Genomic DNA, 14,196 nt, shown 5'->3' with positions numbered 1-14,196 from the left:
AATATACTACTTATGTCTTTTTCTATTATTCTACATAACTACTTAACTACTCACTTATATATATTATTTACAGCAACACACAAACACCCTTATATATGTAATGGCACATTGGACAATTAAAATTTAACTAATAAACCGTTCATAAAGAATTTCATTACCTTCTATATACTGAGTATGCCGATCTATATAAGTGAGTGTATTTTCTATTTCTTTCATCAAACCATTATTTTGTACCATTAAACTATGTGTATTTCTTTCACTGCTTACAAGGTATCTTATAGCCGTTATATAGCTTTCTTTTTTGTTTTTAATACTTTTAACCATCTCAAATAAACTTTCAATATACACGCTTTTTAAAGCAATGAAAGTTTCTGAATATCTACCGTTTTTAATTGTGTATTTGATAATAGTTCCTTTGTTTATATGCTTTTCAAAAATTGCATATAAAGATGATCTAGCCATGCCTAACTTTTTAGCAATAGCACTCATTGAGCCTTTAACAAACACTTTCTGCTTGTTTGTATGTTCATTTAAATATCTTTCTAAATCGTCTTTACGTTCGTCAAAATGGCTTCTAACACGATCTTTACGCTCTTTTTTATGTTTCCAAAAGCCATTGATACTTACACCACTATTGCTATATGCAATTTGGCCATCACTAAAAGCTTCTAAAAGGTTTTCTACATGTTCACGCATTGCGCCACTATAACGACCGCTATAAGCACTTTTAATTACTCTTTCAACTTCTTTATGTGATAAAGGCTTATTTAAGCGATTATTAAAAGCATAGATATTACTTTCTGCTTCTTTTATATCTATATTTTTAGAATAATAATATAACGCTACTGAAAACATTGCGTTATTTCTACCAACGCCATATCCAAATGAAGTAACATCTGCTTCTTTTAACAAATAATCAACCCATTCAGGCGTTAATTCTTGGCCATTGGCTATACTCTTATAAAGTACGTTCTGATTTAAATTGTTCTTTTCTGAATACTCTTTACTCCAGCGCACCATATAAGATTTTGAACAGTATTGATTTGTAAATAACTGTACATTATCTTTTGTAGGCAATCTGAAATAGCCAGTAGATACACATTGATTATCGACTGGTAAATATTTAGAAATTGCATGTGCTAAGCTACTATGTACTTTTTCAGCTACTTTTATAGCTTTCTTTTCTATACCTTTAGCATAGAACGGTGTATCTAATACAAAATACAAATGCCAACCTCTAGGCGTCTTTACATATAAATTAGGCATTTCAGCACCTTCATTGATATGCGCTGAAGCTAAGCTTTGAACTAATTCATTGTATTCAATATCTTCATCAACATCTAAAACAAATGTATTGATTTGTTTTACATTGTCTTTTGTTCTGTTTAATACTTTATACGTATTAACATCTGCTATATTAGCTTTTTCTTTGCTTAGATAATTATAAGGGTTAGGCGTCCAATGGCTAAATTTATGACCATATTGAACTAAAGCTTCTTCTGAAGCAATAATTAAACCTAAACCGTCTATTAATGTATCTTTGTTAGGTGTGACAGCAATACGTGCTGATCTCCAATTTTGGGCTTGTGTAGCCTTAAAATTAGCTTTTTCTAAATCTGTAGCTTTAGAATTTTTAAATTTATACTTTTCTATACTTCCATGTAATATAAAATCATAAATTTTATTAATATTTAGCATTGCCTGCACCTCCTAAACAAAAAGACTGGTAACGCTTGTAAGCGTTACCAGTCTTTGTTTAGACGTCCATATACTTTTAAAGTAGTCGAGTAGCGAAGTGGAAAAGTAGAAAAGTAGCGTCTTTTTCTTTACTTTCTTCTCTCATGCCCCTATAATTTAGGTATAAGAAAAACCAAAAAAATTACCTAAAATATAAGGTATGGAAGAAGACCCGAAAACCGTTTGTATACGTTAGTGGTTGTAACGTTTCAAGCGCTAGAAGTTAAAAGTGTTGGTCGCACTTTAACTTTGCACGTGGTCTTTTTTCATATCTTTTTTTTGATTAATTTTAGTATAAACTTCTATATTGACGATTGCAAACATTTTTAATATATTTGCAAATATCCCCAAATTAATATTCATTATTAGTTATATCTTCATTTTGAACTATAAAATCATATAAAGTCATATCATAATAAGTTAATAACTTACATATAGTTCTAAGCGGTACTGTTTCAATTTTCTTACCTTCAATTTTACTTAAAGTTGCATAATTAATACCTATATTTTTTGCTACTTCATTCTGTTGTAATTTTCGTTCTTTTCTCAAATCTTTCAATTTCCCGCATAACGCCAGTATTAAGTCTTCATTCATTAACTATTAGCCCCCTTACTATTTTCAAAATCCCGTTTTATTCGATAAACTGTTGATCTACTTACTCCCGTTTTATTTGCGATTTCATTACCTGATAACTCTGTATTATTGTATAGATACATAACATAATTTTTTACATCTTCAGTAACGCCTGGACGCCCGCCTTTTCTTCCTCTAGCTTTCGCTTCGTTTAAACCTTCAAGGGTTCTTTCTCTATTTAAATCTGTTTCCAATTCTGCAAAGCCACTCATTACGGTAAATATCATTTTTCCTAGTGGACTATTCATATTAAAGTTTCCATCTAATATTTTTAATTCTATATTATGTTCTTGTAGCCAACTTGCTAAATTTATTAATTGTTTAGTTGTGCGCCCTAATCTATCAATTTTAGTCACAACTAATACATCATCTTCCCTTAAATATTTTAAGCACTCATCTAATTTACTTCTATTTGTTTTCTTGCCACTCACTTTTTCAGAAAATATTTTAATACAACCTTCAGCTTTTAATAAGTTAATTTGTGTTTCTAAACTTTGACTGATCGTTGAAACTCTTGCATAGCCTATTTTAGCCAAAATATCGCCTACTTCCTTTATAAATAGCTTTAATATGAACGATTGTGTGCGCGTTTACGTATAATGGGCTTCAAAATATTTTTTCGCGGCGTCTGAGGGCTTCTCTCAGCTTGGTCAAAAACCCTTTTTACCTTTAGTTTTGACACTTTGATTTTAACACATGTTTTGACCAAGTACGAATATAGTTAAAGGCTTATAGAATTTATTCAGTTCTATAAGTCTTTAACCCTTATATATAGCAATTATTCAAGCGTATTTTTTATTAAATTATTTTATTTATTGAAATGTATTATTTTCTAATGTCATACCCTTGTCAAAACCGATCGTTTTTGACTAGCTTATAATTTGTTTTTTAAAACAAACTATATGTACTTTGAAATATCAAATTATATGACACTATAATTTTTTAAAAAAATTAGAAGTTGTCCTATCTTAGTATCACAGTATTACTTTACACTATATATAAGGAGGTGTGTAAGATGAATAACAAACAAATTTCTCAAGCAGTTACACAAAATTTATTAAATAAAGAAGCGTATTTATCTATCGTTGTATTTTGGTTATTACTAACTTTAAGAAACATTGCCCTTCACAATCATCATTTTCAATTTGATGTAAATATTTTCTTTGAAATCTGTATATTTCTATTTCCTACAGCTTTCATTTCATCAAATAAGATCTACAAAAATGTAAATGTCAAAGAAGTTTTTAACAAACGTATAACCATTTTTTTATTCATTATTTGTACAATATTTACGGTTTTGGGTTGTGCCGTTATCGCCGTGTGTAATTATTTTATGACGGGATCGGGTGCTTTAATTTTGATAATCTTAATGCTAATTTGTCATTTAGCACTAATCGTAATAATATCTGCAATTTTCAATTTTTGGGTCACACTTCAACTCAAAGTTCTATCCAGTGACAAATTTTAATATTTATATATAAAAAAACACCATCTGTAATTAAACAGATGGCATTTTTTATATATCTTCATAACTTTGTATTTTATAACTTTCATCTGATTTATTATACTTCAGTACATATTTAGATTTTATGCTATCTTTATTCTGATTTTCCTTTTTCAAAATGACATTAACTTTTCCATCTTGATAATTAACGCTTTCAAATTCAGGTCGTCTGTATTGGTTTTTCTTCTTGCTTTCAACCATTGACCGCATATATTGTGATAAATCACTGTTACTTTCAATATATTTATCTATAAACTTATAATCACTTTCTTTATAGGCTTTATTCAAATCTTTAGTATAGTCTTCCATAAACGATTTCGCGCCTAGTTCAATATCTTTGATACTCTTTAAATAGTCATTAATAGTATCTTCATTAAATTTCAAACTTATATTTTGAGGTTCTGCCCCCTGATCGTCCTTTATAGTTACTGTATTAGTTTTAAATGCTTTATCGCTTATTTTACCTTTAGCATAAACTTTTAAAGGTTTATTTACTGGATATGCACCGTACACTTTATTTTTTTCATACTCAATCGGCTTATCATTGATATAAAGCTTAATATCGTCATCTACTTTTTCATTGTTAATTAAATTTACTTTAAAATTTGCTTCTTTAAAACTAGCATGTGCAATGATTTTTTTATCACTATTTAGATTATCTGTATCAAATCGAATATTGCCCTTAACCTTGCCTTTAATCAATGAATTATCATCATCATAAATTTTTTGGGCTTCTATATCATATTTACCTACAAAAAACTTACCAATATTTGTTGTTTTATTTTTAGGCGCTGTAATAATTTGCTTTTTATCTTCAACATTATTAAATTCATATTTAGCATTTGAATATGAATTATTTTCTATATATACATCATGAAATATAGGCTTAAAAGCCAATCTATCAATAAATATAAACTTGTTCCCATTCATAGTTATTTCTATCAGCTTTCGTTCCTGCTTGTCTGTTATATAGCCAAAATCAACCGTGTTACTTTCACTATTTTTAATATTGTTTTTAATGTTGTTCATTTCTTTTTTGAATTTGTTACGGTTGTCTTTCTTGGCCATGTAATCTACAAATTGTTTAGCTTCTGCATGAGTAACTTTAACATCTTTAGAAGTTAATGTTTTAGATACTGCTTTATAGTCTTTAGATTGAACAGCTTCTTCAAAATCATCTAGTTGCGCTTTTGCATTATTCGATAAAACAAAATATACAATTGCCCCTATAATGCACAGTAATAATAAAATACTCACAATTACAGATATTATTTTCAGCTTGCTTTGCTTGTTTTCAGCCTTTTCTGATCGTTTAAACTCCTGGTTTTCATTTTCCATATTTTCAGCCCTTTAGCATTATTTAAACAATAAACAATACTTCAGATAATTTTCACTATCTTTTTGATTTTCAATTACTTTTACTTGTTCCATATCATACTTAATAGCCTTCATAGTTTCTTCAAAAAAGTCTTTTTCATTTTTCTCTAGCCTATCATTATTTATGCTATAAATACCGTCTTCTTTTATTGCTATTTCGTTCAAATCAAGCTCATAATTATTTTCTAAATAATTATCAATATGGCTTTTAGCCATTTCAATACTTCTAAAATATATATCCAAATGCTTATTAACTGCATTTGTTTCTATAGGTTTGAAAATTGTGGTTGCATCATTTTTTTCTGAAAATTTTTCTTTCGTTATTTTATTAAAGCTTACTAACTCCTTAACGTTTGCAATCAATTTACTTCTACGCTCTTTAACCAAACTGAAAGCCCTTCTATAGTTATTAATATATCTAAATCTTTCACTTAAATTTCCTAACATTCTAACTAAATTTTCATCTTCAGTAAGTGTTTTATTAGCATACATAACTGATCTTTTAGCTGAACCATGTTCACTAATTGGCTTTCTAGTGCTAACTATATATAAACTATGACCCTGCTTTATTTTACTTTGAAAATTTTCAAGTGCGTTTTTATATTGTTCATAATCAGTTAGTATTGCTTTTACTAATTCATTTTTAATATCTTCATATGTTTTTGTATTTATCATGTTTTTTATTCCCCTTTTGTTATATATATTTGCTAAAGTGATTTACTAAATAACTTTGATTGTAATACAACTTTGCTATTTCATTAATGTTAGGTTCATCTATATGTTTTAATATATAAACCAAATCGGCCATCTGACAATAAACAGCACTATCAAATTCAGTCAAAAACACTTTATTTTCTAATAGTTCATCTAATGAAACGTAATAACAGTGTATATAGGGTTGGTTATCTTTTTTCATCAAAGTAACTCTATTATTGCCATCTAATACTAATAATGATGTTGGTATATCGTATATTTCTTTAAATCTTGCTTCTGTTGATGTTACTAAATCAGGAATTAAAATTATTGGTTCATTTGGTGTTAAAGTATAAGGGTTTTCCCTTTCTGTATAGTTAATGTGTATTCCATCATTAAAAGTACCGTTTGGCGCTTTCAATGGTTTTCTATTAGTCTTTTTTATTAAATCTCTTGCCAAATCAACATTAAACCCTATGTCATAAATATACTTATTTCCTGCTGTATTACCTCTATATACTGAAAATGTCTGTAAAGTATCTTGTGGACTTTCTCCAAAATCTCCTATACTTCTATATATTTTGTCTAGTACGTCTATCCATTTATCATTAATTAGTTTAACGTACTCATGTTTATACAAATCAATATTCTGCAATTCTTTTTTTACATCAAAATTGCTAACATCAACTTCATACCATAATTTAGTATCATAATCTTTTTTCATTTAAAAACCCTTTCTATGCTAAAAAACTACTTCCAAAAACAGAACGTATGTTCTATAATTGAATTGAGGTGTTGCAAATGATCCCTGAAAAATATGCTAATGAAACAGATTATAGAAAAATACCCCGTGAGTATTTAAACCCTAATATCCCACAAGGTCGAGGAATGAAAAAATGGCTACAAAGGGGCCACTATCCCCGAACAATACGAAAGATTAGAACAGTACATTCAAGACCCAAATAAAATTGAAAAGCCGTTACTTAGTGAAGACCAAATAGAAAATATAAATGATACATTGGCTAGTAAAATGATTGATAATACTTTAGCCAAAATTCAATATTTTGCTAATGGCTATATAAAAAGTGTTCAAGGTATAATACACAAAGTCGATACATTAGATAGTGTTTTATATATTTATACTGATGATGTTTTAATGCCTGTAAAATTAACTGATATTTATAATATTGAATAAGGATTAACTAACAGCCTTATCGTTAGTTTCCTTCAATTATATCAATTTTATTATCGTAACGCTTTCCGTTGTAGTAAATCGGGCTATTGTCTATGACATTTATACCTCTTTCAAATATGTTGTTTGTACCCATTTTCAAATTAACTCCTTTGTCTTTATTTTCTAACTTTAATTTATTAAATTCTTGATAGTCTATTAAGCCGTGTTTATCTGCAATTCCTAATTGTTTTAAATCATTTAATGTTATATAACGTGTTTTTAAATACATCATATTTAACACTCCTTTTATAGTACGGGGCGGGCGCGAGGTCAGTTTGTATATTATGCGGTGTAGTTCGACGATTGGTTTTTATCGTCGGGCGGAACTGCATAATATACAAACTGGACGAGCGCCCGCCCCCGTTTTTTGGGGGGCTTGGCTCATACCAATTATTCTAATAAATCATTTATATTGAGTTCTGTTTCTAATAACTCTAGTTCTTCTAAACTTGTATAATTGTTATTACTTACTACTAAACTATCTAATACATCAATACTTAGCAATTCCCCTATAAGCTTTAATCTCTTGCCAACCATAATATCGTTGACTGATGGCGTCGGGTCTTATCAAGAGTAAATTACTAAAAATCCATTAACATCAATGTTTTTACTTTAAGAACATATATTTAACGTGTTAAATCAAATGAAAAAATACAATGTCATTATTAGATGACAATTGATTACGGTCAGAAGAATGTACCACAAATAAAAAAACTAATTCCTTTTTATTTTATCGAGGAATTAAGCTTTTGACCTGCAACAATCACGCCCAATTTCGGAATATCTATAATATGATTTCGATCTTAAATTATCTACTTTAACTGACGCTACCTGCTCGTTAAAGAAGACCTATTTAAAAAAGTTTATACTGCACCTGCCTTTATTATGTAAGTAAAAGTAGTAAAGCTTTAAATTGGTTTTCAAAAAAGTAGGGTTGATTATTTCTTTTTCATCAATTATTATTGTGTTATTATCACAATATGAGAAAGGAGGCAAAAAGTAATGGGAATTGATTTCATTAATGTCGAGTTTAGAAAGCATGTAAAAGTTTCAGGGGATTTAGGTACAACGGGATCAGTATGTCCTTTTTCACAAAAACAAAAAATGGAAACACTACCGGAAAACTTTTTGCCTCCTTTTATATAATGGGCAAAAATTTATGAATCTATTGCATTTGTAAAAATGCATACGAATGATTAGGCACCGGTTGTTAAACTGGTGCCTTTTTTTTGTTTGATCAGTTCAGTTAGTTTGGAGAACCGAATCTTTAATCATGCTGTAGAAATATGGTGAGTTCGTTGATTTGGTTTTACAATATAAATAGATATGAGGTGAGGTTTATGGTGAAAGCAGTGGATTTAGCCTCCTAAAATCACAATATATTTTAGGAGGAAATAAAATGAAAAAGGATAGTAAATCTAAAGAAATGATTCAATCTGAAAAAAGGGGTTCTACTAGGCTTTTAATGATGGTACTCTCCCTATCTGTACTTGTAGGTGCAATTACGGCTGATTCAGTCAATCCCGTACTTCCACTAATAAGCAAAGATTTAGAAGCTTCGAAATCTCAAGTGAGTTGGATAGTTAGTGGTATTGCACTTGTTCTTGCGATTGGAATTCCGATTTATGGTCGAATCTCAGACTTTTTTGAGTTACGAAAGCTATATATCTTTGCCATTATGATTCTGGCAAGTGGTAGTCTTTTATGTGCAATTGCCCCGAACCTCCCATTGTTGGTTTTGGGAAGAATGGTTCAGGGTGCTGGGATGTCCGCAATTCCAGTTCTATCAGTCATTGCAATTTCGAAGGTTTTCCCACAAGGAAAACGTGGGGGAGCTTTGGGAATTATCGCAGGAAGTATTGGTGTTGGAACTGCTGCTGGTCCAATATTTGGTGGAGTAGTTGGTCAATATTTAGGGTGGAATGCCTTGTTTTGGTTCACATTTTTGTTAGCCATTATGATTGTTATTGGTGCCTACTACGCGTTACCGACAATTAAACCGGCAGAATCCGTAGGAAGCAATAAGAACTTTGATTTCATTGGTGGTTTATTCCTCGGCCTCACAGTAGGATTACTCCTTTTTGGCATCACTCAAGGAGAAACTTCTGGTTTTTCTTCGTTCTCATCGTTAACTAGCCTAATTGGTTCTGTTGTAGCTTTGGTGGGATTTATTTGGAGAATTGTTACCGCAGAAAATCCATTTGTACCACCTGTCCTGTTCAATAACAAGGATTATGTCAATACGGTCATAATTGCATTTTTTTCGATGTTTGCTTATTTCGCTGTTCTTATGTTCGTCCCATTACTAGTCGTTGAGGTGAATGGACTCTCTTCTGGACAGGCTGGAATGATATTGTTGCCAGGTGGTGTGGCTGTTGCAATCTTATCTCCCTTCGTTGGCCGTCTTTCTGATCGATTTGGGGATAAACGTCTGATAATTACTGGGATGACTCTGATGGGGCTGTCTACCTTATTCTTGTCCACCTATGCATCTGGTGCTTCACCTCTGTTAGTTTCCGTGGGGGTCCTCGGAGTAGGGATTGCTTTTGCATTCACGAATTCTCCCGCAAATAACGCCGCAGTAAGTGCACTCGATGCAGACAAGGTTGGTGTCGGAATGGGGATTTTCCAAGGTGCTTTGTACCTTGGATCAGGAACTGGAGCAGGTATGATTGGAGCATTATTATCCGCTCGACGTGATGCTACTGAGCCGATAAATCCATTATATATATTGGACGCTATGTCCTACTCAGATGCGTTCCTTGCAGCTACAGGGGCAATACTCATTGCCTTAATAGCTGGATTAGGTTTAAAAAAGCGTGGGTAATAACTTAGTTATGTAAAGATTAGTTATTGTTTAGTTCATCTTCTATAGTTTAAGCTGTAAATAAATAGCTTAGGAATCACGCAAATTTGAATTTCTTAGAATAGAATACTTTTAAGTAACTCAACTTTCGTACACTGTTTTATTGGTGCGAAAGTTGAGTATGTTAAGGATGAAACAATGAAAACATTGGTGATCGTTTCTCACCCAGATATGCCAAATTCTCGAATCAATAAAGTTTGGGTAGAAAAAGCAGCGTCTTATTCAAACGAAATTACCATTCATGATCTTTATAGAGAGTATCCTGATTTTATTATGAATGTAAAAAGAGAGCAGGAATTAGTTGAAAATCATGATAATATTATTTTTCAATTTCCATTATATTGGTATAGTTCTCCTTCATTATTAAAAAAATGGATCGATGAAGTGATTATATATGGATGGGCTTACGGATCAAAGGGTAAAAGAATATTTTATAATCGAAAATTAGGATTAGCTATATCAGCTGGCGTAAAAAAAGGTGAATTTACAAGTATGGGTAAAAACAAGCATACATTAACCCAGATGTTAACACCATTCAAATCTTTATGTGCATAGATTCATGCTGAATATGTACCAGAGTTTGTACTTTACGGTGCTAATTCGGATATGAAGGGCGAAGAGATACAGAAAAGTGCTAATGAGTATTTGCAATATATTAAAAAGTATTATTTAAGAGCATAAAACACTTCTGCGATCATGCCAACAATACTAGAAGAAAGCCCATTTCCCCTTAACACATTTAGGGAAATGGGCTATTGAAGTTATTGAAGGTTTTAGCGATTTCATTTTAGGTAGCCAATTCAAAGTGCCCAATAAATTCCAAGAAACACAAATCTGCTAAAACAGCTTGCCATGTAATTTTTGAACTTGATCCTTTAACCGTTCATTCTCTTCTTCTAACGCCTTTATACGGCTTTTTAAGGTTTTTATTAATACGTCCTCTGAACGAGGGCTTTTACTAGGTTTACGGGGGGTTAACTCACTTATCTGCATCCCTCTTAATGTCTCCACTCTAGTTCTAATATCTTTTTGTTTGTAAAGCCATGACTTTGAAACATTTGCTTTTTGTGCAACGGAATTAAAATTAATCTTCTCTTCTTTCAATGCCATCTCTGAAATTGTCTTTTCAACCCTAATTCTTGTTTTCTCCGACTTGTCTTTAGCTAGCTGAACTATGGCAGTTGTGTTACCTTTTCTAATCATTTTAATTCGTCTCCTTTAACGAATGAATAATCTGTTCTAATCTATTTTTAACACGTTCATTGGTTTCAACCTGACGCTGCCATTGGTTTTGTTTAGCCCTATTTAGTATTTCTTTAGTTCGCTCTAAGTGCTCTTCATGTTCAGTAAGAAATTGTTTACTTGTACAGAAATTCGTACAATCTAAACATGCATTTGCGTGAGGACATGGTCCTGCAATTACTGGTAACCGACAATAGCCATTAGGAAGTGCCTGTGCATTGATATTCTTTTTAAACCATTGAAGATCTGTATTGTCAGCTTCAGTATTTTCCTCACTTAAATCCAGAATGCTACCGTTATTCGTTACTAAGGTTTCCTTAAATTTCGTAAATTCCTTCTTTAGGGTTTCATCAAAAATATGTGCATATCTTGCCGTCATTTCCGGTGATTCGTGACCCAAGAACTTCTGGACAATATGTTGTGGCACTCCGTTATTTATCATTCTAGTGCCAACTGTATGCCGAAAGGCATGAGCATGAAAACGAAAAATTTCTCCGTTGCTGTCCGTTATCTTTTCTTCATAAGCTAGTTCATTTAATTTAACCCTAAAGGTATCTTGTTTCAATGGTGAGCAATCTTTTCGGGGAAACACATATACACATCCATCATCGAGTTCATCAGCCACCCTTTGCTCTTGAACTAATATCAATGCAGCAATTTCTTTAGAAATAGGAATGATATGCTCTTTCTTCATTTTATCAAGAAACGTTCGTAAAAGTATATGTAAATTAGAGAACGTTCACAATTTATTTTCATATGTTTATGAACGGTACTTTCTCTTTATATAGGGTCACTTAAATAGTGTTCGTAAAAGTGTACTTTTACGAACGCTAATAAAGTGAGAAATCAAATGATATTAAAAGGTTTTCAAAAAGTTGAAGAAGAACTTAGCAAGAGGGTTTCAGATTATATAATTGAGGAGGGTTTTATGAAGCTGAACGCATTCCCGAATACTTTCAAGTTGTTCTCTAGAGAGACTACATAAATTAACTGCCAAAGACTACATTTTTAGAATGCCATAAACATCTTCAAGTATATATTTCATTAACTTACATTTGTATTTAGGGAGAATAAAAAATCCTCCCAATTATTATTGGAAGGATTATCTATTCATTTATACTAAATAAGAGTTTTTTGTCATTCGACAAACAAAACATCTAGTTAAACTGATTTAAAAAAAATGGATGACTAATCCTATATCTTAGTACTTTGAAACTTATTCATTTCAAATTAGAAGAATACAGATTAGTTAATTATCTTCCACCCAGTAGTCCATTCATATTTGAAGAAAATACTAGCATAATTGAGTTATCAAAATAATATTAATTGCATTAATATTATTTAAAAATTCACCTTATTATATCAGCTATATACCTTGTTCAATACTATTGGCTATTTTGATAATTACCATATAATTGACCACAAGCAGCGTCAATATCAATCCCAAATTGACTTCTAATTGTGACATGGATACCAGCAGACTTCAAAACTTTGTAAAAGGCTTCTACCTGCCCTTCGTTTGCTTCTCCATACATCTCAGGTGCACTTATTGTAGGATTGTATCGTATCAAATTTACATGATATAACTTCCCTGATTTATAGCGACTTTTAAGAAGGCTAACAACTTCGTTTGCATGCTCAAGAGAATCATTTACACCAGGCAACATGATATAAGCTATATATACTTTCCTTGAAGTTAATCTTATATGTTCATCGAGTATATTCATTACCTCATCTATTGGGTATCTATCATTTATTGGCATCAATTTGCTGCGTTCCTCACTATAAGGTGAGTGTAATGAAAATGTAAGATTTACTTGAGGATATTCCTGGGTTATTTTTTTGATACTAGGTATAATACCAATCGTTGATATAGAAAGTCTACGAGGACTTAATGCAAATAAATTAGGATCCGTAAACGAATCAAGAGCATCAAATACTTGACGGTTGGCTAGAGCTTCACCCATTCCCATAAAAGAAATGCTATCAATTTGATGACCTAATAAATGGAAGTATAAAACTTGATCTGTTATCTCATCTACAGTTAGGTTTTTTTTCAATCCAATGTCGCCTGTAGCACAAAATTTACACCCAAAATTACATCCGCATTGTGATGATATACAAAATGACTCCCAACCTGCTTTATACTTCATGTTTACCGTTTCTACTCTCTCATTCTTTGATACTTCAAAAAGCACTTTCGTAACTTGCTCTGAATTTTGCTCTGCTAAGAGCTTGATATTCAAAACTGTTTCTCCAAAATTATTTATTAAATCCTCCCTAAGTAATTTTGGAAGAACCTTCATATCCTCAAATCGACTAATTCTTTGTTTAAAAATCGCATTGGTTATTTGTTTTATTCTATAATCAGGCTCATTATTACTTCTTAAAAATTCCTGTATTTTACCATACTTTGTTTTATTATTAAAATTCATTTCTTTCATCCTTTCACAATTTGCTCTAGTTAAGAATCAATTTCTTTTTGCACACAAAAAAAACACAGATAAAAATTACCGGTGCCGAAAGTCAAAACATACAAATATGCATATTTCACTACATAAAACAAGTATGTTGATGATCTTGTTTTAAACTTATCCATAGTAGAGGCAAAGCTCCGGCAACTGTTTTTATATCATTGTTTAGTTTAAAAAAGGACAGACTACTCCCTTTAATAGCTAAACGGTTTCCGATTTTTGTATTTTCACCGAATAAGATTCTAAAAACAGTTAACATAGCTATTACCTCCTTTCACTAATTAATATACTTAGCCTGTACTGTAACATTTTAATATTCAAATGTAAATATTAAAGTTAGCAACATAATGTAAAACCTAAATCAACCAATTTTATAAAAACTTTTAGTGCCTTGTCTTCATCTGATATTTATGGACTGGGGAAACCAACTGGACG

At 31.2% G+C, this 14,196-nt stretch carries 15 protein-coding genes and 2 pseudogenes; 5 read left to right on the top strand and 12 right to left on the bottom strand.

Annotation, left to right across the window (positions count from 1 at the left end):
• Positions 1–123 precede the first annotated feature (123 nt).
• From KA845_RS02405 to KA845_RS02395, 3 genes are all read right to left on the bottom strand, one after another.
• Positions 124–1,698: a primase C-terminal domain-containing protein gene (locus tag KA845_RS02405; protein WP_210127775.1), complete on the bottom strand. Its 1,575-nt coding sequence runs from the start codon at positions 1,696–1,698 to the stop codon at positions 124–126.
• 391 nt (positions 1,699–2,089) lie between these two features.
• The gene (locus tag KA845_RS02400) at positions 2,090–2,332 is read right to left on the bottom strand and encodes a helix-turn-helix domain-containing protein (protein ID WP_053023404.1); all 243 of its coding nucleotides are present in this window, start codon (positions 2,330–2,332) and stop codon (positions 2,090–2,092) included.
• Complete coding sequence (locus tag KA845_RS02395) at positions 2,332–2,907, bottom strand: recombinase family protein (protein WP_053023405.1); 576 nt, start codon at positions 2,905–2,907, stop codon at positions 2,332–2,334. The genes KA845_RS02400 and KA845_RS02395 overlap by 1 nt, the downstream gene beginning before the upstream one ends.
• Before the next feature lie 479 nt (positions 2,908–3,386).
• On the opposite strand from KA845_RS02395, the gene KA845_RS02390 reads away from it, so the two are divergent.
• Positions 3,387–3,839, top strand: a complete 453-nt coding sequence (locus KA845_RS02390; protein WP_095337342.1) for a hypothetical protein — start codon at positions 3,387–3,389, stop codon at positions 3,837–3,839.
• Positions 3,840–3,887: 48 nt separating this feature from the next.
• Here the strand turns inward: KA845_RS02390 and KA845_RS02385 are convergent, their stop codons facing one another.
• Genes KA845_RS02385 through KA845_RS02375 form a run of 3 tightly spaced genes read right to left on the bottom strand, consistent with a single transcriptional unit; the run spans position 3,888 to position 6,669 of the window.
• A complete protein-coding gene (locus tag KA845_RS02385) occupies positions 3,888–5,213 on the bottom strand; it encodes a TcaA NTF2-like domain-containing protein (RefSeq protein WP_095337341.1) in 1,326 nt (441 codons plus the stop codon).
• Positions 5,214–5,231: 18 nt separating this feature from the next.
• Entirely contained in the window at positions 5,232–5,927 is a 696-nt protein-coding gene (locus KA845_RS02380; protein WP_031905640.1) for a hypothetical protein, read from the bottom strand.
• A gap of 19 nt (positions 5,928–5,946) precedes the next feature.
• On the bottom strand, positions 5,947–6,669 hold the full coding sequence (locus KA845_RS02375) for a hypothetical protein (RefSeq protein ID WP_165621510.1): 723 nt from the start codon (positions 6,667–6,669) through the stop codon (positions 5,947–5,949).
• A 192-nt stretch (positions 6,670–6,861) separates the two neighbouring features.
• Between KA845_RS02375 and KA845_RS13000 the strand changes: the two genes are divergently transcribed.
• A complete protein-coding gene (locus tag KA845_RS13000) occupies positions 6,862–7,140 on the top strand; it encodes a YolD-like family protein (protein ID WP_312011765.1) in 279 nt (92 codons plus the stop codon).
• A gap of 22 nt (positions 7,141–7,162) precedes the next feature.
• Here KA845_RS13000 and KA845_RS02365 read toward each other — a convergent pair whose 3' ends face one another.
• Both KA845_RS02365 and KA845_RS02360 read right to left on the bottom strand, forming a co-directional pair.
• Positions 7,163–7,411 (bottom strand): hypothetical protein, encoded by a 249-nt coding sequence (locus tag KA845_RS02365; RefSeq protein WP_031873331.1) that lies wholly within the window; start codon positions 7,409–7,411, stop codon positions 7,163–7,165.
• Positions 7,412–7,569: 158 nt separating this feature from the next.
• A pseudogene (locus tag KA845_RS02360) lies at positions 7,570–7,731 on the bottom strand (JAB domain-containing protein); the annotation flags it as partial.
• Positions 7,732–8,181: 450 nt separating this feature from the next.
• Here KA845_RS02360 and KA845_RS02355 point away from each other — a divergent pair.
• The 3 genes from KA845_RS02355 to KA845_RS02345 all read left to right on the top strand — a co-directional run bounded on the left by KA845_RS02355 (position 8,182) and on the right by KA845_RS02345 (position 10,600).
• Positions 8,182–8,325 carry a hypothetical protein gene (locus KA845_RS02355; RefSeq protein WP_002360221.1) on the top strand — a complete coding sequence of 48 codons (144 nt, stop codon included), beginning with the start codon at positions 8,182–8,184 and terminating at the stop codon, positions 8,323–8,325.
• Positions 8,326–8,578: 253 nt separating this feature from the next.
• Entirely contained in the window at positions 8,579–10,006 is a 1,428-nt protein-coding gene (fexA, locus tag KA845_RS02350; protein ID WP_165624956.1) for a chloramphenicol/florfenicol efflux MFS transporter FexA, read from the top strand.
• A gap of 177 nt (positions 10,007–10,183) precedes the next feature.
• The gene (locus tag KA845_RS02345) at positions 10,184–10,600 is read left to right on the top strand and encodes an NAD(P)H-dependent oxidoreductase (protein WP_031883923.1); all 417 of its coding nucleotides are present in this window, start codon (positions 10,184–10,186) and stop codon (positions 10,598–10,600) included.
• Positions 10,601–10,882: 282 nt separating this feature from the next.
• Here the strand turns inward: KA845_RS02345 and KA845_RS02340 are convergent, their stop codons facing one another.
• From KA845_RS02340 to KA845_RS02325, 4 genes and pseudogenes are all read right to left on the bottom strand, one after another.
• The gene (locus KA845_RS02340; RefSeq protein WP_000619629.1) at positions 10,883–11,248 is read right to left on the bottom strand and encodes a DUF6262 family protein; all 366 of its coding nucleotides are present in this window, start codon (positions 11,246–11,248) and stop codon (positions 10,883–10,885) included.
• Position 11,249: 1 nt separating this feature from the next.
• Positions 11,250–11,987, bottom strand: a pseudogene (locus tag KA845_RS02335) (tyrosine-type recombinase/integrase); the annotation flags it as partial.
• 685 nt (positions 11,988–12,672) lie between these two features.
• Positions 12,673–13,722, bottom strand: a complete 1,050-nt coding sequence (cfr, locus tag KA845_RS02330) for a 23S rRNA (adenine(2503)-C(8))-methyltransferase Cfr (RefSeq protein WP_001010505.1) — start codon at positions 13,720–13,722, stop codon at positions 12,673–12,675.
• A gap of 118 nt (positions 13,723–13,840) precedes the next feature.
• Complete coding sequence (locus KA845_RS02325; protein ID WP_013356267.1) at positions 13,841–14,020, bottom strand: hypothetical protein; 180 nt, start codon at positions 14,018–14,020, stop codon at positions 13,841–13,843.
• Positions 14,021–14,196: the final 176 nt, after the last annotated feature.

Source organism: Staphylococcus sp. GDX8P114P-2 (genome assembly GCF_017892945.1).
Lineage (GTDB): Bacteria > Bacillota > Bacilli > Staphylococcales > Staphylococcaceae > Staphylococcus > Staphylococcus arlettae.
Note: the sequence above shows the minus strand (reverse complement) of the source record. Positions and strands in the feature narration are given on the sequence as shown.